We start from the raw sequence: 26,515 nt of genomic DNA on the forward strand, positions 1-26,515 counted from the left end.
TGGATTCGATGAAGTTTTTTATCTCAAAATATTCTTTTATGACTGTTCCGCTAAAGGTATTCTCTATCAAAGAGCTTGCGAGCTACTTCGGAGGCAAAATGAATACATTGGGAGACCGGGTTTTGCTGAGCAATGAGAAGCGATCGCTCCAAGAAGTAGCTATGTCTGTACCGTTTCTGGTTGAATCCATGCTCTTTTCTATTTGCACGAGGGGCTATATGCGACTTATGGTCGACTCGCGAGAGATCGAGCTGCACGAGGGTGAGCTATTGGTCGTCATGCCTCGGAAAACGATAGAGGTGATCGAGTCCGGTCGCTTTCGTGCTCGTCATTTATGTTTGGACAAGGAGATTCTTTCTTTGTCGGCGGTCAGAGTCGGCAGTTTTATTTCCATCGTCAATAAACTACACAGCAATGAGCTCTTTCGCCTTGACCCGATGCAACACGCATTCCTCATGGCTACGATGGATCTGATCGAAAACACGTTGCAAAACCGGAGGCTTCATCAGGAAGAGATCGTCACCCACCAGATCAGCTCTCTCTTCCTATTTCTGGACGATCTGATCGTTGATGGCACCGAAACCGACTGCAAGCATAGCAGATCTGAAACCATCTGTCGCAATTTTCTGCTTCTCGTCTCCGAACATCACAAAGAGGAGCATGCCGTCAAGTTCTATGCGGACAAACTCTGCCTCAGTCCCAAGCACTTGGCGCTGACGATAAAAAGCGTCATGGGGCAGTCTGCCTCCAAAGTGATCAACAACTTCATCGTCCAGCAGGCCAAGTCGCTGCTGCGTTATACGGATAAGACGATTCAGGAGATCGGCTATGAGCTGAATTTCTCCACACAGTCCTTTTTCGGCAAGTATTTCAAGCAGCATACCGGTATGAGCCCGGGCGAATACCGCAGTCGGGAGGGCCGAGCCACGCAGCCCGAAGAGGACTGACGGGAGTATCCGAATCAAGCGACATACAGCCATCCGATGATGTCGGAGGATGGAGGATGGTTGTTGCCGGATCATAGTCCGGAAAAGAATACGGGGCTGTACCCGGATAATTCCTTCGGCACAGCCCCCGTGAGAGGTGATCCAAGATCCGTTAGGATCTTGTCCAATTTTCTTATGCGTTCACCTTGGCCATATAGGCGATGAGATCGAGTACTTTGTTGGAGTATCCGATTTCGTTGTCGTACCATGAAACGATTTTCACGAAGGTGTCCGTGAGTGCGATACCGGCTTTGGCATCGAATACGGAAGTACGGGTTTCGCCGATGAAGTCGGAAGAAACCACTTCTTCGTCCGTGTAGCCCAAAATGCCTTTGAGTTCGCCTTCCGAAGCTTTCTTCATGGCAGCGCAGATATCTTCGTACTTAGCAGGCTTTGCCAACTGACATGTCAGGTCTACTACCGATACGTCCAGTGTCGGTACGCGGAAAGACATACCCGTCAGTTTGCCGTTCAGTTCGGGGATCACCTTGCCTACCGCTTTGGCAGCACCGGTGGAAGAAGGTATGATATTGCCACCTGCTGCTCGACCGCCTCGCCAGTCTTTTGCAGAGGGGCCGTCCACTGTCTTCTGTGTAGCTGTGGTGGCATGCACCGTGGTCATCAGACCTCCTACCATGCCCCAGTTGTCGTTCAGTACCTTGGCAATGGGTGCCAGACAGTTGGTGGTGCAAGATGCGTTGGAGACGATTTTCGTGCCTTTTACGTACTTATCCGTGTTCACTCCGCATACGAACATAGGCGTGTCGTCTTTAGAGGGAGCCGACATAACTACATACTTGGCACCGGCAGCAAGGTGTGCTTCGGATTTTTCTTTCGTGAGGAAAAGACCGGTGGACTCTACTACATATTCCACTCCGGCCTGATCCCATTTCAGATCGGCAGGGTTCTTTTCAGCTGTAACTCGAATGGCTTTTCCGTTTACGATCAGCTGACCGTCTTTGACTTCGACTGTCCCATTGAAACGACCGTGTACACTGTCGTACTTGAGCATGTACGCCATATATTCCACATCGATCAGGTCGTTGATGGCTACGACTTCAATGTCGCTTCTGTTTTGTGCTGCGCGGAATACCAAGCGGCCGATACGGCCAAAGCCGTTAATACCTACTTTCGTCATAACTAAGTGCTTATATTTTAATGTTAACCATTATTGTTTTGTCCGGAATACTGCGTTTCCCTCCGAAAAGAGCTTCTAAGTAATTCTTCCCGATAGATACCGTTCCGGTGACCTTGCTACAAAAGTAAGGAAGATAATCCACAAATAGCTGATTTTCTTACACAAAAACATTTTTCTCGCGCCATAAGTCCTTGTATTCTTCGGGTATTTGCGAGCTACCTTGTCGCGACCGCATCGCCTCTTATTCGTTGATAGGATGGCTTCTCTTCGGCTTGCACTTATGGGCGAGGAGCCTTTGGCCGTTGGTGCCGATCCGGAGAATAGCGATGCTGCATTCGTTCCTTTAGGCACGAATCGGGTGCTATACTTTTCTGTGCCAGCCTTTTTCTCTTCTCTGTTATTATAATCTCTTCGCTCTCTTTTCCTTACTTTTGTTTCCGTTCCACGGCGGAATTGTTCAAGAGAGTAAGATTTGTACACAATGAAGAAGAGCGGAAGTATCATCGTAGTAGATGACAATAAACATGTGCTGACAGCTTTGAAGTTGCTCCTGACGGGGAGTTTCGAGACCGTGACGCTCCTGCCTTCTCCCAAGACACTGCTTTCCACTATCGTGGAGGTGCATCCGGATGTACTCCTGCTGGATATGAATTTTTCTACCGGTATCAACACGGGCAATGAGGGATTATATTGGCTGGATCAGGTCCGTGGCCGTTTCCCGGATCTTCCTGTGGTGCTCTTTACTGCTTATGCGGATATCCGTTTGGCAGTGGATGCCTTGAAGCGTGGAGCAAGCGATTTCGTCGTCAAGCCATGGAATAACGCCGAGCTGTTGGAGTCGCTTCGTGTGGCGATGAATAAGGCCGCAAACTCTCATGTGACGGCTACACCTAAAGAAGACGATTCGGTATTTCTCGGCAAAAGCAAGGCTATGCGTGAGGTGTTGGAGCTGGCCGATCGTATCGGCGATACCACTGCCCATGTCCTCATTACGGGTGAGAATGGTACCGGCAAGGGCGTTTTAGCCGAGTATATCCATGCCCGTTCTCCTCGTAGCCGTCAGCCGATGCTGACCGTGGATATGGGGGCTTTGAGCGAGACGCTGTTCGAGAGTGAACTGTTCGGCCATGTGAAAGGGGCCTTTACCGATGCCAAAAGTGACCGTGCCGGCAAGTTCGAGACAGCATCCGGCGGCACGATCTTTATGGACGAGATAGGCAACCTGAGCCTTGCCCTGCAAGCCAAGTTGTTGGCTGTGCTCCAGCAAAAAGTGGTGACTCGTGTGGGCAGCAATACGCCGATTCCCGTGGATGTTCGTATCATTTCTGCCACGAATAGCGATTTGCCTCTCTCCGTGGCAGAGGGCCGGTTTCGAGAAGATTTGCTTTATCGTCTCAATACGATTCATATCGAGATGCCACCGCTACGTCGTCGCAGGGAAGATATAGTACCGATGGCCGTTTTCTTCCTGCATCGTTATGCACGACAGTACGGCAAAGAGGTGTCGGCATTGACTCCCGAAGCAGAGATTTTACTCTCCGACTATCCGTGGCCGGGCAACGTGCGTGAACTACAGCATTGCATAGAGAAGGCTGTGATTCTTAGCCGTAGCAGCAGCCTCTCTGCAGCTGACCTGTCGTTGCCGAAGTCGATCGATGCTCATCCGACTGCTACCGCTGTAGCAAGTACTCCTCAGACCTTGGATGAAATGGAAAAGACCGCTATCGAGCAAGCCTTGGCACGAAACGGCAGCAACCTTTCGAACGCGGCAAGGGAATTAGGTATCAGCCGTCAGACTCTGTATAATAAGATGAAACGCTACGGCCTGTAGCCTCTCTTCTATGGGAAGACGAAAGACCAGCAGTTTCGGCTTGCATCTGTTATTTACCATCGTCATGGCGGTGGTGGGTACTTGGTCGGCAGTTGCAGGACATTATGTCATCACAGTCTTTGCTGCCGGATTGGTTTTCTTTTCCGCCTTTCGCTTGCGTTTGCTCTATCGGCATCATCTTCAAGATCTTTCCCTGCTCTTGAACGCTATCGAGAATGGCGATTATTCCGTGCGCTTTTCCGAAATGGGGGGCAATGCTTCGCATCGAACATTCAACCGTACACTCAACCGTATCAAGGAGATCCTCAGTCGTTCTCGCGATGAGGCGATAGCCGGTGAGCAGTTTCTCGTACATGTACTGGAACAGATTCCTGTCGGCATCATGATGGTTGCTCCGGAGGGGTATGTCTATTCTACCAATACAGTGCTGTTGCGTCTCCTCGGTTTACCCGTTATCACACACCTCGATCAGCTTGGACGCGTATCGCCGGACATGCCTCGGCTGTTTCGTTCCGCGGCTACCGATTCAGGCATTCATGTCAAGCTCACAACGGAGCGAGAAGAGAAGGAAGTGAGTCTCCGCTTCTCTTCGTTCCGGATCAGGGGGAAGATATACCATATATATACGCTGTCGAATATCGGCAAGGAGCTTGACGCTCGCGAGACAGAGTCGTGGATCCGGCTCATTCGGGTGATGACGCACGAGATCATGAACTCGATAGCCCCCATTACTTCGATATGCGATACCCTCTTGGACAATTTGCAAAGCTCTGCGGACGAGGAAATGCTGTCTACCGGATTGGATACCATTCGTAGTACCGGAGCGGGGTTGTTATCCTTTGTACAGGACTACCGTAAGTTTACGGCCATTCCTTCTCCCGAGAAGGAGGATATTGCTTTATATGCATTTCTTACGGGGATATTGCGCCTGCAAGAAGAGCTTCTGTCCTCCAACGGTATAAAGGTGGATATGGAAGAAATACCCGTGGGGCTGACTGTTCCGGCCGACCGTCAGCAATTGACATCGGTACTGATAAACCTCGTCAAGAATGCTGCCGAGGCGGAATATCCTGCCGATACGGAGAAACGACTTTTGCGTATTCGTGTCGAGGAACGTCTCGATTCGTCGGATGAATACAGACTACTCCTTCATGTGGAAAACAACGGCACTCCTATTCCTCAAGAGGTGTTCGACAATATGTTTGTTCCTTTCTATACGACCAAAACCGGTGGCAGCGGCATCGGTCTGAGCCTTTCCCGTTATATCATTCGTCTGCATGGGGGAAATTTGCTTGCGAGGCGTACAGCCGATGGTTTCACCTCTTTCGTTATTGAATTGCCACTCTAAGAGATGAGAAAACCGATCGTCCGCTTTTTGCTATCGCTCTTTTGGCTTCTCGGAGTCTGTGCTTCTCATACGATGGGGCAGTCATTACCTTCAGTATCGAAGGAAATACGGGAGCTGAGCAATGGGACGGAGCAGCAGACCTCCCTGTTCGACAAAAAAGAATCCGAAGCTTTCGCTTTGGAAACGGTCAGAATGATTTCAGACAGAACGCCCCTCCTCTTCCGCATGGCAGAAGGCCGTAGTTGGGAAGCCGATATTCGAGGTCGATCATGGGCTTCTCGTGTGCTGCCGATAGTGCGTCGGCTCAAACACGGTGGGATTCCATGGGAGCAGTATCTCTCGTCGGATACCTTGTGTATGGAAGCTCGGCTATATGGACAATACGACTCGGTAACGGGTACATACAGAAGGGGTATTGTTTCTTTTCGGTCGGATATTCCACAGCGAAACAAAGCAGATGACCTTACGGCCTTGGCTCTGTTGGGAGAGAATGTATATGCCGAAGAGTTCGATTTTGGCAACCGGCAAATCTTTCCCAATCCTATTCGACGAGAGGCCGAAGCCTTTTATACTTACCGTTTGGAGAGCCTGTATGAGAAAGATGGTATAGAATACCGCCGTATCGCATTTCGCGGACTGAGCGGCCTGACTCATGGAACTTTAACGATAGATGCCACACGGCAGCGACTTGCTGTACTGGAAATGCAAGTCATGATGAAGGGGGTTATTACAGAATCTTATCGAGTCGAATTGGAAGAGGTAGAGCCGAATCTTTCTCTACCGGTCAGGTTTTCTGCCGTCATCAGTCGCAATCGCCTTTGGGCTTCTCTCTATAATGGCTATTCCGCATCTGTGACGTATACGGGAGAGCAGCTCGACAAGGCCGCAGTACCGGTTTATATGCCGCAAGATAGCAGTGGCTACCGTTTGCCGGACGAACTGCCCATCGCTCCTATTTGGGCTGTTCGTAGCAGCTTCGCGAGACAGGATAGTTCTACATATTGGAAAAATGTGGTTGTCGGTCGAGATCATACTCTGCATCAGCATGTACCTTGGCATCGCGCATTGGCTTGGGGACACAAGTATCGGATCGGGGAGCGTTGGCGATTAGGCAATGAGGGATTGGTGTGGGCTTTGTTCTATTATAATTATGCCGATCATCTTTGGTTGGGGCAGTCTCTGACGGCTATTTGCGATATGGCTCCCGGAATCCGCTGGGAGATAAAGCCCAGCCTCTACTATGTCACCAAACGACGCAAAGCTGTTTGGACTCTCGATAGTAAACTCCACTATTCTCCTTCGCAAAGAGGACTTTTGCAATTATCTGCAGGGCATCGCTCTTTCGATTTGTACAGCACACGCGAAAGAATAGACCAGCTGACCGATCTGATGATGGAGCTTCTCAACGGACAAGGTCCGACAACTCGCTACGATGATAAATTTGTCCGTCTGACCAATAGTATCGATCTATTGCCCAAGCTCAATGTGGAGACAAGCGTGATGCTGGCCGAGCGCAATCCTTTGCCGCATGGAGAAACGTGGAGCCTCTTCGGTGGCAGCATTACCGATATTCTGAATATCAGCAATGCCGATCCCGATCTCCCTCGTATAGTTCCTCATCACCGACTGCTGGAAGTACGAGCCAAGATGACATTCAATCCGCGTCCCTACTACCGCTATACGGCGGACGGATTTCTCGTTCGTGAGGGCGAGGGCATACGTGCTCCGCTCCTTTCTCTCTCTTATCGCGGAGCTTTCGGGATGGGGCGTAAGTCCGATGCACGCTTCCACCACCTTGATTTGAGCATACAGCAGCGACTTGTCTTTTCACCGGCATCGTCACTGTTCTATCAATTGAATGTCGGAGGCTATATCGATCGGTTGGTTATCTATCCGAGCGAGTACTTTTTTCTGAAAGGGGGGAATGCTTTTTGGCGATTCGGCGATAGCATGGAAGCTGCATTCCAGACACTGCCTCCCTATACGGCTACAGCCGACAAACACCTTATCCTTCAAACCAGCTACCGAGCTTCGCGCTTGCTGGTCAATTTCCTGCCCTTCGTTTTCCTAAAGACCAACGACGAGGCCTTGCATTTCAAGGCCCGGTGGGATATGGTATCGAGAAAACCCTATCTGGAGATGGGCTATTCGCAGAGTATCGGTACGCTGATGCAAGTCGGAGTATTCTATGGCGGCTACAATTTCTTTTACGAAAGAGGTGTTGCCATCCGATTTACATTCAATATGTAATCTCCTGTTTTTCAGTGGAAAAATGTACATTTATGCTCCAAAAGGATTACATCGAACGGACTCTTTATTCAATCGGAGCAATTTATGAAGTACAAAAAACTGCTTTTCGATCTTATCGACTACCTCGACGCATTTGAAAGTTTGTATGACGGAGGGGGGCATGAACCTGAAATGAAAGACTTTGCCGACTTTTTAAGTTGGCGTTGCGACAAAAAGAAGAAACAGGAGGAAGAAGAAGTTGTCTCTGCTACCCGGAAACGAGCAGCAGGAGCCAAGAATATAGCGCGAGGAGTCAGCCTCCTGCATCGTTACTCTCGTTTTTATATCAAAAAAGCACTGGCGGAATCTCCCTTGCAGACCGAAGACGAATACACCTATTTGGTCTGTCTGATGAACGGTGAGAGCATGACCAAAACAGAGCTGAACAACCTCAATGCCATGGAAAAAACATCCGGTGCAGAAGTCATGCGTCGTCTGCTGAAAGCTAATCTGATCGAGCAGAAACCGGATGAGGAGGATCGCAGAAGCATGCGTGTCTCCATTACTCCTGAGGGAAGAAAGGTACTGGTCAATCTCTTTCCCAATCTGCGCCTTTGTGCCGAGACACTCGTTTCCACCCTGTCGGACGAGCAGCTGACTGCCTTCGATCATCTGCTCTGGTTGCTATGCGAACACCACAACGAGATATTCACCGGCAGACATGATGCCGAGCTGAAAGATCTGCATGCGGAGACCTGCGAATTGAAACAATCGGTAGGAGGGGCTTTGTCCAAGCGACTATACCGCCGCTGAATCGGCCGATCCTATCATCTTCTCCACCTCGTCCATAAGTGCGAAAAGCTCCTCCTGTGTCGTGGCACGAAGCATGGCCACGCGCATGGGCTTGAAGTTCGGGATCCCTTTGAATATGGGACTGGCTGCAATATGTCTGCGTGTATGGAGGATGCCTCGCCGTTCGTCCAGTTTCCGGATGTTGTTCAGCGTCTGACAGCGTAGTATGTCCATATAATAGGAAAACGGACGCAAAGGCAACGTTTCTCCCGTGCGAAGGAAATGCTTCATTTCTTCGAATATCCATGGTTGGCCGATAGAAGCCCTGCCTACCATTACGGCATCCACACCATATACGTCAAAGGCTCGTCGGGCTTCTTGTGGAGTGGTCACATCTCCGTTTCCGATAATGGGGATTTGCATTCTCGGATTGTTCTTCACTTCTCCGATCAGCGTCCAGTCAGCCGTCCCCGTGTACATTTGGGCGCGTGTGCGACCGTGTATGGTCAGGGCTGCAATGCCACAGTCTTGGAGCTGTTCAGCCAGGTCTACTATGATCTTGCTGTCATTGTCCCAGCCAAGCCGCGTTTTCACCGTTACGGGCAGCTTCACCGCTTTAACTACCTCACGCGTTATCTCTATCATAAGTGGGATATTGCGGAGCATCCCACTGCCGGCACCTTTCCCTGCTACCCGTTTGACCGGACATCCGAAGTTCAGATCGATCAGATCCGGACCGGCCGCTTCGCATAGTCGGGCAGCCTCTACCATCGAAGCTACATCCCGTCCGTATATCTGTATAGCCATCGGGCGTTCCGATTCGTCTATGGTCATTTTTCGGAATGTGCCGGCTACTTGACGAATCAGGGCATCAGCACTGAGAAACTCGGAATAAACCAGATCGGCACCGAACTGCTTGCACATGACCCGAAAGGCCACATCCGTCACATCCTCCATCGGAGCAAGCAACAAAGGCTCTACTCCGAGGTCTATGGTACCTATCTTCATGCTCCTCGGGTTATGGCTTGTGCCTGTCGCAGAGCCGCTTGAATATCGGCACATACGTTTTCCTCTCCCAATAGCCCTACGATGCCTGCGGTGGCAAGTTCTTCATGGACGTCCTTGCGCACACCGGAGAGTACGATGCTGATGCCTTCTTTCCGGCTCATTTTGATCAGGTTTTCCAGATTGTGCATCCCTGTCGAATCCATAAACGGCACATGTCGCATTCTGATAATCCGAACATCGGGATGATCGCCCAATGTGTTCATGATCTCTTCGAATCTGTTCGCGATGCCAAAGAAGAAAGGCCCTTCGATTTCATATACCTTTACCCCCTTCGGGATGTCGAGCACTTCGTCGTGGTGGGCGATCTCGCCCGTCTGCGTCAGGTCGAGCTTGCCTGTGGCAACTGTGATGCGTGTGTTCTCCGTGACGCGCTTCATAAAGAGCAGGATGGCCAAAAGCAGTCCGATCTCTATGGCAACGGTCAGGTCGAGGATGACGGTAAGCAGGAAAGTAACCAGCATGACGAGGCTGTCGCTGCGAGGGCCGCGACCGATATTGGCCACCGAACGCCATCCGCTCATATTGTAGGATACTACGATCAGTACTCCGGCCAAACAAGCCATCGGGATGTATGCCGTCAGAGGACCGAGGAATAGCAGGATCAGCAGTAACACGAAGGCGTGTATGATCCCTGCAATAGGAGAGCGACCGCCGTTGTTGATATTGGTCATTGTACGGGCTATGGCTCCGGTGACGGGAATACCGCCGAAGAACGGAACCACTATATTGGCTGCACCCTGAGCGATAAGCTCGGTGTTGCTGTTGTGCTTTTCCCCTATCACACCATCGGCTACGCTGGCCGACAGCAGAGACTCGATGGCTCCCAACAGGGCGATGGTAAAAGCCGGAGGGAAAAGTTGGCGAATCGTTTCGAGGCTGAGTGTTACCCCCGTTGGCTTGGGCAGTTGGGCGGAAATAGTGAAGCGGTCGCCGATGGTTTCGAACCCGCCGATACCTTGTAGCCGAAGTAAATAGGCCACTACGGTCATCAAGATAATGGCAATGAGCGAACCGGGTATCTTCTTGGTGAACCTCGGACTCAGCATAATGATGACAATACTAAGCAGACCCATCCCGAAAGCCCAGAGGTTTACTGACTTGAAGTTGGTAAAATAAGCTCCCCATTTGCCAAGGAAATCACCGGGCATATCTGCAATACCGAGGCCGAAGAGGTCATTCATTTGGGTAGAGAAGATCGTGAGGGCGATCCCTGCCGTGAATCCCACGACTATCGGGTAGGGGATAAACTTGATCAGCGTACCCAGACGAAGAGCTCCCATCACGAGAAGCAGGATACCGGCTATGATAGTGGCAATCGTGAGGCCCTCGATGCCGTACTTATGAATGATGCCGTAGACGATAACGATGAAAGCACCCGTCGGGCCACCGATTTGGACGGATGAACCACCCAAAAACGATACGATGAAACCGCCTATAATGGCCGTGATAAGACCTGTTTCCGGAGATACACCACTGGCTATACCGAAGGCAATGGCCAAGGGTAAAGCTACGATGCCGACGATAACGCCGGCCATGAGGTCGGCCATGAAACGCTCACGGTTGTACCCACTGAATACGTCGAGCAGCTTCGGCCTGAAATATGATCCGATCATGAGAAAAACGAGATTATCCGTGCAGCAAAAGCTTTGCACGCCGCAAAGGTAGGGATTTACTCACTGAGACAAAGCTTTTTACCCGATTCAGAGCGGAATGCCTACAGTCTGATCTTCGACATTTGCAGTCTGTTAGCTATATGTAGTCCGGAAGCAGTACTTCGTTTTTTCTATTCGATAATACCGGATAAATAAGTTTTTTCGCAAAATGTTTGAGCCTTTATTGGAATTTAAGACTGTCTTTAAGAGGGTTCTTTCATGGAGATTGCAGAGCCCTCTCGGTAAACATTCCTATATTATGGTGCATAAGGAAGTTTAGATCTAATGACGCTGACAAATTCTATATTCTGCTCTTTGAGAAAAAGTTTCAGAGATTTTTCTAACAATTTGGCATTCTTAACGGCAGGGCCAATGATAATCTCTTGGATACAGGGCTCTCCTTCATCATTCACAAGTGGAAGCTCTATATAAGGTATGATGTTACTCTTGCCAAGTCTTGTTTTAACAGGATATTTCCCTTTTTCGTTGAGGGATAGGACACGATACTCCTGCTCTTCTTTGAAGCATTCATTTTTGTAAAAACGAATTGATTGAGTAATTTCAGTGGGTATTTCTATCAAATCCTGAATAGCTTCGGAGACTTCAATTCGGGTCTTTTTCCCTTGTATATATTTAAGGGATAGTTCCTCTAATTTAGTCATCATAGAGTCTTTTAGCAGCTTATTATATTGAAGGGAAGTGGGGTTGTGTTCGTTTACATAGATAACATCGCTGTTCCAGAAACCATCAGAATTACGAGCCCCCAGAGCTAATTCCCAATTGACGCCTATACAAAGTCCGAACCCATTATTCCCATAGGCCCTCCATTGGTTTAGATCGTCTCTTTTCCTTGAGAAGCAGGTCAAATATAGAGAACTATTATCTATATTTGATTCAATTTGACCTCTTAATTCCTGTAGCCCTTGAGCAACTTCTCCCTCCGAGTCTTCAATCATACCATTTAAGGCATGCATAAAGATACGTCTACTAAAAGCAAGTTCTTCTTGGTCATTTGTATAGGAAGCATCAGATGCATACATCAACCTGTTTCTAATTATTTGGTAGGCACTTTCTAAATTGCAATAATGGTAAACGAGATAACTCTTGCCTTCCTCCTTCTTTTTTTCCTGGTTAGCCAGCTTGGATCGAGTTATGCTTTTTAATGTTTTGATTCGGTTACGTCTCTCGGATGTGAGAAAAGTTGCCGAGTCTTTATCATGCTTTATGGGTTCTAAACCAATGAGTTCTTCAATGTAAATTTCAAACAGTCTAAGTACTTGAAAAGACCATAGCTCGCTTATTTTTTTTTCTATTTTTTGATCGTTATTTTTAACAGTGATTGTGAGCTCGGGTAAGCTGCTTTCATCCTCTAATGTCTCTAATTTATATTCAGAGGAAAATGAGCCTGCTATAAGTTGGAATAGTAACTTCCAATCGAAATCAGACTCTAACTCTTCTGGTACTTTGTAGTTAGGGATAGGCTTAATTTTCGATAGATAGTCTTTGTACCACTTTTGATCTTCTATTTTCCCTGTGATGGGCTTGCCCCCGAGCACTTTATCTTCATACTCCTGAATGATTGTTCTCTTCTCTTCGTTCTGCCTTAATTCCTCAATGAACGTCTCGAAGTTGAATAAATAGCTGCTGAGGGATTCTTGTTCCTGTGTCTTTGTTTTCTGACTCATAGCTTTTATAGTAAATATGGTTTTTGTTAAAAACTCTTCTTTGTAATGAATAGTCTTCAAATAAGGAAGAGAAGAAGACAGACTAAATTAGTCTGCTTCTTACAAAGGTAAACATTTATTCTTGCGTCTAAAGAGGCCTATAAATAGTATTTATACATGGCGCAAATAAGAAGCTCCCACTAAAAAATGATATGCTCTATTACGAAAAAATCAATTCTTGTGTTTTTTTTGATATTCTTGATCTGTTGCCTCATGTCAGATAAGCGATAGAATTTTGCCTCTGTCTTTGTGCAACTATGAACAAATATGCTTCGAGAATCTTACTTTGCGGAGAGCTTGTATACAGTATTCTCACTCATTTTTGCCCAACATGAGTGTGCAAAGACCCACCAAAATAGAGATAATTATTATACCGGAAATCATAAGGACTTACTTTCATAGTTCAATACTTAAGACAATAACGAGCTGCTCTATATTGATCAGCAGATGGGAATGCTCCACTACTTTATCGAGTATTAGAGGGCATCTTCCTCAGGTGCATCAAGCATATGTCCTTCACGAAAATACAGACCAGAAAAGTTTTCAACAACGAAGAAGAGTTTGGAATCATTCTAAATAAGCGATTGATGGGAAGAGATTTTCAACGTAAAAATGTTCATGAATCGGACTTTTTGTGGTTGGAATCTGCTTTGAAAGAGTTTCGATGGCGATGTATATATAAATCAGTTTTAATTTATATACAGATCGTTTTCGTTTTATATATAAATCGTTTTTCATTTGTATATAGATCGTATTCGGTTTATATATAAATAGTAGAGCTGAAAAAGCTGTTTGGAAAGGTGAAATAAAAGAGGCACCCGCTCGATTCATGGCCGAACCAAGCGGGTGCCTTATAGATTTGCAGGACTGGAAAGAATGGTTATTCCTTATATCATACTTAGTCTGTTTTCAAATGCCTTGATAGAATATAAATAAATGGATTGGATGGGTGAGGGTAGTGTGTGAAGTCGGGAAATATATTTCATTTGTTTAGATCGTCAGAGAAATTGGTCGATGATTTGTAATGCTTTAGTATATATTTAGTTATTCCTTGTTTAGCGTCTTTACTTGCTTGCAAATGTAAGAAAAAAGCTCGATCCGAATGACTTGAAATACTTGCCTTGAACAAGCCTCCCTTCACCCCTCTCTGCCGATAAGGCTCAAAGCTATCCCTATACCTCTTTTCGGGTGCTTGCTTGATAGGTAAATATGACAGAAACATAGACTATTACGGTGCAATTACATATATTTGTAGTTAAATAATCCACGAATAAAACGGATGAAAACGATTGCGAACGAATCTTCTCCTCTCAATACCAAAGTCCCCGAACCTACTTTGAGGCGTCTGCCCTGGTATTTGTCTTACGTCCAGCTATTGCATGCGGATGGATGTGAGTCGGTGTCTTCCACGCGGATCGCTCGTGCCGTAGGGGTGGATGCTTCGCTCGTGGCCAAGGATCTCTCCTATGTGTCGGTGGATGGGCGTACACGGGTGGGGTATCGTGTGGCAGATATGGTGGCTGTGCTGAACGACTTTCTGGGCTTTACGCACCACCACCGGGCCTTCCTCTTCGGGGTGGGAAGTCTGGGTGCTGCTTTGTTGCAGGACTCGGGTTTGCGCCACTTCGGGCTGGAGATTGCCGCCGGCTTCGATGTGAATCCGGATATTGTGGACACTAATATCAATGGTATCCCCGTTTACCATAAGAGCCGGGCTGCGGAGTTGTGCGCTCGAGAGCGTGTGGATATAGGTATTCTTACCGTCCCGATACGGGCGGCACAGTCGGTGGCCGATGAGATGATAGTAGCAGGGATCAAGGCTATTTGGAATTTTACTCCATGGCGCATTAGTGTGCCCGAAGGCGTGGTCGTACAGAATACGTCGATGTATGCCCAGTTGGCTGTGATGTTCAATCGGATGAAATCGCTACCTTAGGTCTCCGAAGGCTGAACAATCCTCCTCTGCCCTTTTTTATAATAAGGGCTTTCGCTCGCTCTTGGAACGATGAAGATAATTGCTGTCGGCATGAACTATAGTGCGCATGTCAGCGAAATGCGACGTGCGGACATCCTTCCCGTTGCTCCCTGTCCGAATGGAGAGGGAGCCGATTTTTGTGTGGAGGAACCTGTGCTTTTCCTCAAGGCCGATTCCTTGTTGCGCGAAGGGTATCCCTTTTTCTATCCGGATTTTTCTCAGGAGATCCACTATGAGACCGAGCTGGTGGTTCGTATCGATCGTATCGGCAAGTGCATAGCCGAGCGTTTTGCTCACCGCTATTATAGTGAGGTTAGCGTCGGTATAGACTTCACGGCTCGTGACCTCCAGCGTCGTGCCAAAGCCAAGGGATTGCCATGGGCAACGGCCAAAGCTTTCGACAACTCCGCTGCCGTAGGGCGGTGGGTGAAGAAGGACTCGCTCCGGCACGGTGTGCAGGAGCTGGATCTGCGATTGGATATAGACGGACGCACGGTGCAGCAGGGCAATACACGGGATATGCTCTTTTCCGTAGATCGTTTGATCGCTTATGCCAGTCGTTTCTTCACGCTCCGTATGGGGGATCTTATCTTTACGGGGACTCCGGCAGGGGTAGGCCCTATTGCTATCGGCCAGCACCTCGAAGCCTATCTCGAAGAGCAAAAACTGCTCGACATATCCATCAAATAAGCTATTTCTCAGATGAAACGAATACTTCCAATAGTCGCATTCCTTTCTCTCTTCCTTGCCCTTGCTCTGCCTGCGGTAGCGCAACGAGCTGTGGGGAAGACGGCTGACCGTTCGCTAATGGCTTCGGGACATTGGGTCAAGATACGTGTCGATGCAAGTGGAGTGTATCGCCTTACGGACGAACAGCTCCGTGCCAATGGCTTCTCCGATCCGTCCAAGGTGGGTGTGTTCGGCTATGGCGGAGGGGTACTTCCCGAAGATCTGAGCCGGATCACGACAGACGATTTGCCTCCCGTACCGGTACTCCGTCAGGGCGATGCGCTGTATTTCTATGCCGTGGGCCCGGTGACGTGGTTCTACAATCCGGCTAAAACCACCATGGAGCATACGGTGAATACGTACAGTACGCATGGCTACTACTTCCTGTCGGATGCTGCCGGAGCTCCTTTGCAGATGTCTCAATATACGGGTGGAGGTGCGTCGGCCGAAGCCTTGATCGACTACTACGATGAGCTGATGCTCCATGAGCAGGAATTGTATTCGCCCAAAGAATCGGGGCGAGATCTGTATGGCGAGTCTTTCAGTGCAGTCAATACGCGTACGGTCAAGTTCCCTTTGAGGGGCAACACGCGCTCGTCTGCCGAACTCGGTACCGTATTCTCATACATAGCCAAGGCCAGATCGGCCGGTGGCGGCCGCGAGATGTCGCTCTCGGCCAATGGTATTCTGATCTTCAGCGATCCTTTCTCCATGACATCGAATGAGGTAGCCAATTCCTATTTGGCGGGCAAGAAGCGTCGTCTCTATCACAGTACGCCGATGAACAGCTTGGCCAATGAGTTGCGCTTGGACGTGAATTATAGTATGACAGGGGATGCGGTCAATCTGGATTTCATAGAGGTGGCTACACAGAACGATCTCCGGTACGATGGCGCACCCATGCATATCAGGCGGTTTTCCAATTTGCCCGTTTTGGGGGGCGAGTCCTGCCGCTTCGTTGTCAGTGAGGTGCCGGAGTCTCTGGTGGTTTTGCATGCCAATTCTTCCCTGACAGCCTCGCTTGTTCCCGTTAAGACTGTCGGGGACAGGACCATTGAGTTCGTGGCTCCGCCGAAGGATCAGGATCGAAGGACTATCAATACGTTTTATGCCGTGGACTTGTCACAGGCTTCTGCTCCGGAGATCCTCGGAGCGGTACCCAATCAAAACCTGCATGGAGAAGAAATCCCTGATCTGATCATTGTCTCTACTCAGGCTCTCCTCCCCGAGGCTGACCGACTGGCTGCCTATCGTAGAGAGAAAGGTGGGCTGAAGGTCTTGGTCGTATTGCAGGAACAAGTGTTCAACGAGTTTTCCGGTGGCACTCCCGATGCTACGGCATACCGCCTCTTTGCCAAAATGTTTTACGACAGATGGAAGACAAATGCACCTGTGGGAGAGACCTTCCCGATGCAAATGCTTCTCTTCGGCGATGGGACTCATGACAACAGGAAGGTCTCTGTAGCTTGGCAGAAACCGTATCTCCAGCAAACGGAGTTCTTGCTGACATTCCAAGCCGTCAATTCGACGAACGTAAGCAGTTATGTGACAGATGATTACTTCGGCTTGCTGGATGATCAGCCGGCCTCGGTCAATATCGGTTGGCGCAATTATAATATGGCTGTAGGGCGATTCCCCGTACGTACTCCGGCCGAAGCTCGCATCGCAGTGGACAAGACCATCCGATATGAGGAGGATCGTGAGAGCGGTGCCTGGCGTATTCGCACCTGCTTTGCGGCAGACAATGGGGACAGACACGCGACCGAAACTTCCCGTTTGATCGATACCGTCAAGCGTTATGCTCCTGCCATCATGCCGGTGCGTGCCTTTCAGGACGTATATCCGCATGTCATCGAGAACGGGTTGCACAGTATCCCGGGAGCAAAGAAAAAAATGTTGGAAACCCTTCAGTCGGGTATCATCCTGCTTAATTATACCGGTCATGGCGGTCCTGCCGGATGGTCGGACGAGCATTTGCTGACGCTCAACGATATACACAATTTCAATTATAAGCATATGCCCATTTGGATTACTGCCACGTGTGACTTTGCCAACTATGACAGTCAGACGACCTCGGCAGGGGAGGAGGTTTTCCTCCACGAGAAGAGTGGCACTCCGATCATGTTCTCGACTACGCGTGTCGTTTATAATACGCAGAATGAGAAGATCAATGGTTTTATGCTTCGGCGTATGTTCGAGAAAGCTAAGGACGGGCGTTATCGTACGATGGGTGAGATTATCCGATCGGCCAAACAGGGGATGCTCAGTACTGTTTTCCCCGATTCTATCAATCAGTTGAGTTTCTTCCTGATGGGTGATCCGTCCGTGCGTATGAATCTTCCTACCCACAAAGTGTATTTGACTGCGATCAACGGGCAGGTTCCCGGAGGGGAGTATGGAACCATTGTGCTCAAGTCTTTGGAACGGGTAGCCCTGAAGGGTAAGGTGACCGATGAACAGGGAACGTTCGACGAGACTTTCAGTGGCAAGGTTTTCCTGACTGTCTTCGATGGCAGAAAGAAAATGACGGCTTTGGAAGAGGAGGGAAATGACCACTCTCTTGTATATTATGACTATCCTAACGTGATGTATGCCGGTATTGCCGAAGTAAAGAACGGAGTCTTCGAAACTTCGTTTATCGTACCCAAGGATGTGAACTATTCCGAGCACGAAGGCCGGATCAATCTCTATGCCTATAACGAAAGCACAAAGACGGAAGCCATGGGGGTAGACTTCTCCATCAGAGTCCAACCGGGTATTCCCGATGAGGTGACGGAGGATAATACACCGCCCGAAATTATAAGCTGTTTCCTCAATGACAGTACATTCCGATCGGGAGATGAGGTTAATCCTACTCCTCTGTTTATGGCCGAAGTATTCGACCTGAACGGAATCAATATCACGGGTAGCGGTGTAGGGCATGATATTACGCTCTGTATCGATGGCCGTGCCGATCTGACCTATAACCTCAATGCTTATTTCACAAGCTCGGCTACGGATGCAGGTGTGGGCACTATCCTCTTTATGATACCGGCTTTGGCCGAAGGAGATCATACAGCCCGACTGACGGTTTGGGACATTTTCAATAATACCGCCCATCATGACTTTTCGTTCAGAGTGGTAGATGGCATTGCTCCGGATGTGGCAGATGTGATTTTATTCCCGAATCCGGTACGCGAGAGTGCTACGTTCCGAATCTTCCACAATCGCCCCGGAAGCGATTTGAACGTGGCTGTGGAGATCTACGACTTCACCGGTCGTCTCGTGAACACTCTGCCCGTCAAGACATATTCCTCCTCCTACGGAGAACCTATAGAGATCAAGTGGGATCTGACCTCCAAATACGGAGTGAAGATCGGAAACGGATTCTACCTTTATCGCTGTGTGGTGAACTCTCCCGGAGGACAGACGGCCTCCATGGCCAAGAAAATGATCGTGGTAGGACAATAGCCGAAGCGATCCTGCCGTTTACGATATGGAATGTTCGTAAACCCAACAAGAGTACAAAAACAAAAAGAACGAAATATGATTATCAAGAAAATGCTGAAGAATAGATTGCTTCCCTTGGCGATAACCCTCCTCATTGCTCCAATGGCTATCGAAGCTCAGGAGCAACTGAATGTGGTACACACTTCCGTGCCGTCGTTGAATATCAGTCCGGATGCACGTGCTGCCGGTATGGGGGATATAGGTGTGGCAACGACACCGGATGCGTATTCACAGTACTGGAATCCGAGTAAATATGCTTTCGTGGATACGAAAGCCGGTATCAGCTTCTCATACACCCCTTGGCTGTCCAAACTGGTCAATGATATTGCGCTGATGCAGATGACCGGTTTCTACAAATTGGGAACCGACGAGAATCAGGCTATTAGTGCTTCTCTACGTTATTTCACATTAGGAAAACTGGAGACTTTCGACGAATTGGGCGAATCCATGGGAGAGGCCCATCCCAATGAGTTTGCTGTCGATTTGGGCTATAGTCGCCAGCTTTCGGAGGACTTCTCTATGGCCGTAGCACTACGTTATATCCGCTCCGATCAGAGCACGCACAATACAGGAGAGAATCAGGCAGGAAATGCTTTTGCGGCAGATATAGCCGGTTATTTGCAGAAGTATGTGCTACTGGGGAATGCCGAGAGCCTGTGGTCATTAGGTTTCAATGTGAAGAATATCGGTACGAAGATCTCCTATGATGGAGGTGCCACAAGTTTTTTCATCCCTACTTCTTTGAATCTCGGAACGGGGCTATTGTATCCGATCGATGACTATAACAGCATCAGCTTCAACCTTGAACTTAGCAAGCTGCTTGTACCCACTCCTCCTATCATGGATCAAAACGATCAGGCCGGTTATGAGGCTGCACTGAAGAAATATCAGGAAACTTCTTCGATCAGCGGTATATTCTCTTCTTTCGGTGACGCGCCGGGAGGACTCAAGGAAGAATTCCGTGAGATCACATGGGGGCTTGGTGCTGAATACAGCTATGACGATAAGTTTTTTGTTCGTGCCGGATATTCATACCTGCATCCCACCAAGGGAAATTTGCAGTACTTCACGGCCGGTGCCGGCTTCAAGATGAACATATTCCGTATCGATGCTTCCTACCTGTTGTCTACGATCCAGAGTAATCCGTTGGATCAGACACTGCGGTTTACGCTTGCTTTCGATATGGATGGATTGCGCAATTTGTTCCATTAAACCGAGATGAAGAAGCCTTTTCGAATAGGATTCGGTTTCGATGTACACCGCTTGTCCGAAGGTTATCCTTTGTGGATAGGCGGTGTTCGTCTGGAGCATCCCAAGGGTTTGGAAGGACACTCTGATGCCGATGTACTCATTCATGCCATTTGTGATGCGTTGCTTGGTGCAGCCGCTTTGCGTGACATCGGGCATCATTTCTCTCCTTCGGATCCTCAATATAAGGGGATCGATAGTAAGATCTTGTTGGAACGGGTGATGGATTTGGTGCGTTCGCAGGGATATGAATTGGGTAATATCGATGCCACTATTGCGGCAGAACAGCCCAAGCTGAATCCACATATACCGGATATGCAGCAAGTATTGGCTGACGTGATGCAGGTCGAGGTGTCGGATATTTCGCTGAAAGCCACAACGACGGAGAAACTCGGCTTCACTGGACGCGAGGAAGGTATTTCCGCCTATGCCGTGGCCTTGCTCATTGCTGCAGTCTGAGACTAATCAAGTCTCAAAAGATTAGTCGCGAGGAGGTTTCTTGCACTCAAGGACTTGGTTTTTATTCCTTTAGACAGCTCCTTTTTCCCTTTTTATTTTGGGGGTATTACTTTTTCAGGAGGGGTAGTAGCGGCTTGACCAGTTGCCAAATGACGATTCCCGCCGTGACACTTACATTGAGCGAATGCTTTGTGCCGAATTGGGGTATCTCTAAGCAGAGGTCGCAGAGGTCAATGGCTTCCTGTCGTACTCCTTTTACCTCATTGCCGAAGACAAGAGCATAGTGCTTACTCTCGACCGGGGTGAAATCTTCCAAGAAGAGGCTACCCTCTGCCTGTTCTACGGTGCAGACTGTATATCCTTTTTCTTTGAGTTCGGCTATCGCATCCACTGCTGAAGGAAAATACTCCCATGCCACACTCTCCTCTGCTCCCAAAGCTGTCTTGTGAATATCCGGATGAGGAGGGCGAGCCGTTATCCCACACAAGCATAATCCTTCCAGCCTGAAAGCATCGGCTGTCCTAAAGACTGATCCGACATTGTTCATACTACGTATATCATCCAATATGATCCTGATAGGTAGCTTGGGGCTTTCGTGATATTCTTCGGTTTTGAGTCGCTGTATCTCGATAGTCTTTTTCTTGCGCATGATTATTGTCGGTTTATATATTGAGTGATCGGTTTCTTTGCAGAAAAAATCAGAGTATTCGGATAACAAAGATACAGAAGACGATGTTGTCCTAAATAAATTATGAGTTAGGCTGTATAACTCAACGGGTTACGCCTAACTCATAATTTATTTGAGTCCATTGCGCAATGGACTCATCAGGAGTAAAAAGTCAAGAGGATAAACTTTTTTACGGTCTATCCGTGGGTCTGGAACCATGCAGAGGCCTTCAAATAGAGAATGATACATAACTAACGGGGCTTTAACGACTATAAAAGTACTTAGAAAGCGGCTTTTAATGCCTCAGAACTTATATTTATCAATCAAATTGGTTTTTGATAAAGAAAATTTGTTTTCCTTTGTAAGGATAAAATTATGTGTAGTCTTATAATGCTACACCTTTCATCAATTTTCTTTTCTCATTCACCTAATATGCCGGTTTGCAGCAGAGAACTTGGATAAAGGATTGAAAACAAAACTAGTTTGGTTGTTGTTGTTGTTGTCTCGCGGGCCGCGAGTGGAAGGTCTTATATTGAGCGTTTTTTTGCCGATGTATTCTGAACACTCTATGTCGTTTTTCTGTTAAGTAAACTGTGAACCGATCACCTACTACCTAATCTATTAGAGAAGCCGTTCAGGAGAGGTTCATACAGAATAGTGTGCAAAGAGTATAGAATTGTGGAGATTGTAGGTTCGGATATGTGCTGACAAAGATTTATTGCTATGCATATCTGATTATAAGATCTTGATAGCTTTGTCTTTATCCGGATTCTTTTGTTATTTAGTGTTCTTGATAATAATCATTCTTTAAACAATTAGCTTATGAAGTTAAACAAGATGTTTTTGGTTGGGGCAATGCTCTCGTTGGGCTTTGCTTCATGTAGTAAGGAGGGTAATGGTCCATCACCTGATAACTCTTCTGTTGCAGATACTCACATGTCTGTTTCTATGTCATTGCCTCAGCACAATCGCGCCGGCGACAATGACTACAATCATGTAGGTGAGTACGGAGGTATAGACAAGATCAATGATTTGACAGTCTATGTTGTGGGTGATGGCAAGATTGATGTCAGAAAGCTTTCTGCAGCAGATCTGCAAGTAAATCAGGGAGCCAATACGACGATTGTGACAGCACCTTTCCAGGTAAAAAGTGGAGAAAAGACTGTCTATGCTGTTGTTAATATCACTCCTAAGGTGGAAGAGGCTCTTAATGCCGCGACCAATGCTGCTGACCTCAAGGTGGCATATGAGGCGGCCTATGCAGCATTTTCTGATACCGGCAGTGAGATTGCTACGCTGGTTCTCGGTCCGAATCAGGAAAAAAAGGATCAGATGATTATGTCTGGTAAGCCTGTGGTGCAGACTATTTTGCCTAATGTGAGTGCAGCCAATGCTCCTGCGCAGAACAAGGTTTCTATAGTCGTTAAGCGTGCTGCGATACGTGCGTCAATGACCATTACTCAGCAGCCCGTAGATGGTGCTTATGAAATCAAGGCCCTTCGTCCGGGTAATGTGGAGGTTGTCATCGCTACGGTTTCCGATCTGAAGTGGTCGGTAGCCCAGTACGAAAAGAAGTACTATCTGCAGCAGAAAGATGACGCTCTCTCTCCCGCAGCTTCTTTTGTGCCTGCAAGTACCGATGAGTATAATGGGGCTAATGGCGCCATGAAGCACTATGACTATTCTCAGTTGGCCAATAGAATTGATGTTCACCAGCTGAATGCTCCATATTCTGTGACAGATGTCCCCACTGTGCCTTATAAGTATGTCTCAGAGACCACTCATGCTGACAATGATTACAGAAAAGGTAATACGACTTATATCCTCGTAAAGGGTAAGCTGAAGCCTGTCGCTGCCATGTGGGCTGAAGGAGAGCAAGCTGCATATCAAGAGGGTAATGACCTCTTCTTGGGTCTTGTAACCGGTAAGTTCTATGCAAGTGAAGCCACTGCAAATGCTGCTAACCCCGCTTCTGGCGGTGTGGGTAATCCTCGAGTAGTGACTTACAAAGGAGCAGCAGTTTATTACTATGCCTGGTTGAACCCGAACACGTTGGATCCTACGACCTGGACTATGTCTCCTGCTCGTCGTAACAATATCTACAACGTGAATATCTCTAAGTTCCGCAACATCGGTCTTTCCGGTAATCCATTTGTTCCTACGGATCCTGATCCGAACAACCCGGATACTCCTGATAATCCTGATACTCCGGACCCCGAAGACCCTGACACTCCGAATCCAGAAGAGCCCCTGCCGGTTCAGAAGACATACATGGTTGTGGACGTGACAGTGACACCTTGGACGTTGCATAACTATGATATCGAGTTCTAAGAGGTAGAAGCGATTTGTTTTATCAGGAAGGGGAGGGATTTCTCCTGAAGATTGTCTTTTCGGGAGTATCTCTCTCCCTCTTCTTTTATTTGTTCTAATAACTATTACAATAGTAAGCATATGGATATTCGCAAACTGTTTTTTGCTTTGCCGGTCGTTCTCGCCGTGTTGGGAAGTTTGGCTTCATGTGATAAGATGATTTATGACAATTATGATGATTGTCCCAGAGGAGTTTATGTCAACTTCTATTCCCAAACGGAATGTGCTGAAAGTCCTTCTTATCCGGAGGAGATAGGTCGCTTGAATGTCTATGCTTTCGATCGGAATGATATTCTTCGCAGTGCTAATCTGTTCGAAAATGTCCGTCTGTCCGAAACGAACGAATGGCTTGTACCCTTAAAAGAAAACGGCTTATACACGATTTTGGCCTGGGGGAATATCAGTGATCATTATAATTTAGGCGATATTAAGGTTGGAGAAACAACCAAGCAGGAGATCTTGATGCGCTTGAAACAGGAAGGGAAATGGGCTACCAATATAGATGGGACGACCCTGTGGTATGCGACGAGTCCTGTTGTTGAACTGAAAGACATGGAAGAAGCCGGTGATCAGTACGTGCGTACGAGAGCCAATTTCCGTGAGTATACTAATCGAGTGACGGTGACGATTGACAGTCTTCCTGAACCGGAAGACTATGTAATTAATTTGGCTTCGAGCAATGGTTCCTATCGCTTCGATGGGCGAGTTGCCAAATCAGACTCCACCTACTATCCTGGTGAAACCAAAGTCGTAGGTGATAGTACATGCCGCGCTTTCTTCACAACCTTGAAGTTGGAGAGTGGGCATGAAAACACCCTTTCTGTAATTCATAAGCCGACGGGACGAGAAATGTTCCGCACCGACCTTGTGGGTGTTATCCTTTCGAGCCAGTATGCCCAGAATATTAACTTACGCTGTTTGAACGACTTTGATGTAAGATTAGTGGCACACCATTGTAATTGTCCTGATGCTACTTATGTCATTGTTGAGGTATGGGTTAATGATTGGCTGGTGCATAGCTATGACATAGAACTTTAAAGAGACAACCAAGGGCTGAGAGCTTTTCCTCTGGATCCACATCCACCCCAAGACAACGATTATAAAGGAGGTCTGATCTTTGGTGTCCGAATCTGCTAATTTCAGATTCCGCTACTCAGTTCGAATAAAAAGACAAGAAGGTTCTGAAACAGAGGGGAGAATCTTTCTCTCTTACAACTATAATATCTGGAATATGATGCTAATTAAAATGAGATATATTGCGTTTGCCGCCTTTGTATCCGTCCTTTTCGGATGCAATAAGGGGGTTGAGCCGCAGCCAGATACACAGCCGGATGTCTATTTGGCTGTTACTGCTAGAGCCGCGCATACGAATGGCGAAGAATCCATTAATATGGATATGGAGGATTTTGAAGACCGTGTGCACAGTCTCTCCATGTTAGTGTTTGATTCGGGAACCGGAAATAAGATAGCCGAGCATTTTACCACGACGATCGAAAGTGGAGTGGCTTCTTACGCCTTTACGACAAAATTGACACCCGGACAACGTGATTTCTTCTTTATAGCCAATATGCCGGGTTCTCAAGCAGCAATGAGTGCTATTGCCAACAAGACCGATATGCTCAACTTTATGAATCAAGTTCGCGAATTGGCTGCTACTCATTATTTGGAAGCAACCGATAATAGCGGTTTTCCGATGGCGCGAGAGTACAGGAATCAGACTGTTGCTATAGGAGGTACCCCCTCTAATCCAATGCCATTCAAACCAAATGGAGAAGAAAATGTTAAATTGATCCGTGTTGTTGGTAAGTTGGAGATTAATCTAACAGTAGGTATAGACAACCTTGAGAAGGTAGAGCTTTTCAATGCCAACAGGCATTTCTCTCTGTCGTCTATCCAAACCCCACCTACTCAATACTTTGGTCCGATAGAAATGAGGCGGGTACAAAATGCGAATACATTTTTAGCCTATATGCCTGAGGCAATTGTTGAACCAACGAATTGGTGGGGAAATACCGGAGATATTGAAAACAAGCCTATCAATTTTTTCCGTATTACGACTAAGGGTGGAATAATGTATGATGTGCCTATTATAACACATGACAATGCTATCCCGGGCGGTCAGTATCTGCCTTTTGCCAAGGCTGAGCTGTCACAGAAGCCGGACTACACGATCTATCGGAACCATCACTATAAGTATCAGGTGAAGAATTTGCCGGATAAGATCGAGGTGAAATATTCTATTTCGGACTGGAATGTAGTGACCAACGACACATACATGGGATACGGATATAATGTGGAGGTGGATGATGAAGGCAATATTACTATTACCAATACGATTCCGAATTGTGATCCCCATATTGTTAGACTGAAGGCTCAGAATGGAGCATATTTCGGAACAGATGCTACCCATACTATGGTTGAGTTTTCCCAATTAGCAGACGGAGCCACTCAAACCTTCAAAGTAAATAAGGATGCCGTACCTGTTGGCTCTGCCTATTTGGAGGTTTATTACAACCAAGTTCCGGGGACAGCAGGAGCCGGTCCCGATAAAGTTTTCATCAAGAAATAGATAGACTTATGAAAAAATATTTGCTTTATGCCTTGTTCCTAACGAGCTTCATGTTCGTTTCCTGTTCAAAGAACAACTCGGATGAGCCAGCAGAAGACAAGCGCATTGAAATATCTTTACGAGTGGATGATTTCACTAAATCCGGTGAGGCCTTTCGCACAATCGAGAGAAATCAGGGAAGCGATGCCGAGCGCATCATCAAGAATCTCTATCTTTTTCTTTTCGACAATAATGGAACCAA

Annotated in this window: 18 protein-coding genes and 1 pseudogene; 14 read left to right on the forward strand and 5 right to left on the reverse strand. The window is 47.6% G+C overall.

What is annotated here, in order from left to right; translation table 11 throughout:
- The first annotated feature begins 38 nt into the window (after positions 1 to 38).
- A complete protein-coding gene (locus F452_RS0105805) occupies positions 39 to 947 on the forward strand; it encodes a helix-turn-helix domain-containing protein (protein WP_235317459.1) in 909 nt (302 codons plus the stop codon).
- 172 nt (positions 948 to 1,119) lie between these two features.
- Here the strand turns inward: F452_RS0105805 and gap are convergent, their stop codons facing one another.
- On the reverse strand, positions 1,120 to 2,124 hold the full coding sequence (gene gap, locus F452_RS0105810; RefSeq protein ID WP_018965288.1) for a type I glyceraldehyde-3-phosphate dehydrogenase: 1,005 nt from the start codon (positions 2,122 to 2,124) through the stop codon (positions 1,120 to 1,122).
- Positions 2,125 to 2,605: 481 nt separating this feature from the next.
- On the opposite strand from gap, the gene F452_RS0105820 reads away from it, so the two are divergent.
- The 4 genes from F452_RS0105820 to F452_RS0105835 all read left to right on the forward strand — a co-directional run bounded on the left by F452_RS0105820 (position 2,606) and on the right by F452_RS0105835 (position 8,345).
- Positions 2,606 to 3,955 (forward strand): sigma-54-dependent transcriptional regulator, encoded by a 1,350-nt coding sequence (locus F452_RS0105820; protein WP_018965290.1) that lies wholly within the window; start codon positions 2,606 to 2,608, stop codon positions 3,953 to 3,955.
- A 10-nt stretch (positions 3,956 to 3,965) separates the two neighbouring features.
- The gene (locus F452_RS0105825) at positions 3,966 to 5,303 is read left to right on the forward strand and encodes a sensor histidine kinase (protein WP_018965291.1); all 1,338 of its coding nucleotides are present in this window, start codon (positions 3,966 to 3,968) and stop codon (positions 5,301 to 5,303) included.
- Between the two features lie 3 nt (positions 5,304 to 5,306).
- Entirely contained in the window at positions 5,307 to 7,553 is a 2,247-nt protein-coding gene (locus tag F452_RS0105830; protein WP_018965292.1) for a DUF5686 family protein, read from the forward strand.
- A gap of 84 nt (positions 7,554 to 7,637) precedes the next feature.
- Positions 7,638 to 8,345, forward strand: a complete 708-nt coding sequence (locus tag F452_RS0105835) for a MarR family winged helix-turn-helix transcriptional regulator (protein ID WP_018965293.1) — start codon at positions 7,638 to 7,640, stop codon at positions 8,343 to 8,345.
- On the opposite strand, the gene dusB is transcribed toward F452_RS0105835, so the two are convergent.
- The 3 genes from dusB to F452_RS0105850 form a co-directional block, all read right to left on the reverse strand.
- Positions 8,331 to 9,332 (reverse strand): tRNA dihydrouridine synthase DusB, encoded by a 1,002-nt coding sequence (gene dusB / locus F452_RS0105840; protein ID WP_018965294.1) that lies wholly within the window; start codon positions 9,330 to 9,332, stop codon positions 8,331 to 8,333. The two genes, F452_RS0105835 and dusB, sit on opposite strands and share 15 nt — an antisense overlap.
- Positions 9,329 to 11,005, reverse strand: a complete 1,677-nt coding sequence (locus F452_RS0105845; protein WP_018965295.1) for a SulP family inorganic anion transporter — start codon at positions 11,003 to 11,005, stop codon at positions 9,329 to 9,331. Before F452_RS0105845 ends, dusB begins: the two co-directional genes overlap by 4 nt.
- Before the next feature lie 296 nt (positions 11,006 to 11,301).
- On the reverse strand, positions 11,302 to 12,729 hold the full coding sequence (locus F452_RS0105850; protein WP_039442948.1) for a DUF2971 domain-containing protein: 1,428 nt from the start codon (positions 12,727 to 12,729) through the stop codon (positions 11,302 to 11,304).
- A gap of 1,318 nt (positions 12,730 to 14,047) precedes the next feature.
- Here F452_RS0105850 and F452_RS0105860 point away from each other — a divergent pair.
- From F452_RS0105860 to ispF, 5 genes are all read left to right on the forward strand, one after another.
- Positions 14,048 to 14,704 (forward strand): redox-sensing transcriptional repressor Rex, encoded by a 657-nt coding sequence (locus tag F452_RS0105860; RefSeq protein WP_018965298.1) that lies wholly within the window; start codon positions 14,048 to 14,050, stop codon positions 14,702 to 14,704.
- Positions 14,705 to 14,773: 69 nt separating this feature from the next.
- Complete coding sequence (locus F452_RS0105865; protein ID WP_018965299.1) at positions 14,774 to 15,433, forward strand: fumarylacetoacetate hydrolase family protein; 660 nt, start codon at positions 14,774 to 14,776, stop codon at positions 15,431 to 15,433.
- A gap of 12 nt (positions 15,434 to 15,445) precedes the next feature.
- The gene (gene porU / locus F452_RS0105870; protein ID WP_018965300.1) at positions 15,446 to 18,922 is read left to right on the forward strand and encodes a type IX secretion system sortase PorU; all 3,477 of its coding nucleotides are present in this window, start codon (positions 15,446 to 15,448) and stop codon (positions 18,920 to 18,922) included.
- Positions 18,923 to 18,997: 75 nt separating this feature from the next.
- Positions 18,998 to 20,173, forward strand: coding sequence for a type IX secretion system outer membrane channel protein PorV (porV, locus tag F452_RS0105875; RefSeq protein WP_026292235.1), 1,176 nt, complete (start codon positions 18,998 to 19,000; stop codon positions 20,171 to 20,173).
- Between the two features lie 6 nt (positions 20,174 to 20,179).
- Entirely contained in the window at positions 20,180 to 20,668 is a 489-nt protein-coding gene (gene ispF / locus F452_RS0105880) for a 2-C-methyl-D-erythritol 2,4-cyclodiphosphate synthase (protein ID WP_018965302.1), read from the forward strand.
- Positions 20,669 to 20,774: 106 nt separating this feature from the next.
- Here ispF and F452_RS0105885 read toward each other — a convergent pair whose 3' ends face one another.
- A complete protein-coding gene (locus F452_RS0105885) occupies positions 20,775 to 21,317 on the reverse strand; it encodes an RNA methyltransferase (protein WP_018965303.1) in 543 nt (180 codons plus the stop codon).
- Between the two features lie 840 nt (positions 21,318 to 22,157).
- On the opposite strand from F452_RS0105885, the gene F452_RS0105890 reads away from it, so the two are divergent.
- The 4 genes and pseudogenes from F452_RS0105890 to F452_RS10755 all read left to right on the forward strand — a co-directional run.
- On the forward strand, positions 22,158 to 23,666 hold the full coding sequence (locus tag F452_RS0105890; RefSeq protein ID WP_167319369.1) for an Mfa1 family fimbria major subunit: 1,509 nt from the start codon (positions 22,158 to 22,160) through the stop codon (positions 23,664 to 23,666).
- Positions 23,667 to 23,786: 120 nt separating this feature from the next.
- Positions 23,787 to 24,743 carry a fimbrial anchor subunit Mfa2 gene (gene mfa2 / locus F452_RS0105895; protein ID WP_018965305.1) on the forward strand — a complete coding sequence of 319 codons (957 nt, stop codon included), beginning with the start codon at positions 23,787 to 23,789 and terminating at the stop codon, positions 24,741 to 24,743.
- Between the two features lie 193 nt (positions 24,744 to 24,936).
- On the forward strand, positions 24,937 to 26,274 hold the full coding sequence (locus tag F452_RS0105900; RefSeq protein ID WP_018965306.1) for a FimB/Mfa2 family fimbrial subunit: 1,338 nt from the start codon (positions 24,937 to 24,939) through the stop codon (positions 26,272 to 26,274).
- 8 nt (positions 26,275 to 26,282) lie between these two features.
- Positions 26,283 to 26,515, forward strand: a pseudogene (locus tag F452_RS10755) (fimbrial assembly protein); the annotation flags it as partial.

The organism is Porphyromonas gulae DSM 15663, assembly GCF_000378065.1.
Classification (GTDB): domain Bacteria; phylum Bacteroidota; class Bacteroidia; order Bacteroidales; family Porphyromonadaceae; genus Porphyromonas; species Porphyromonas gulae.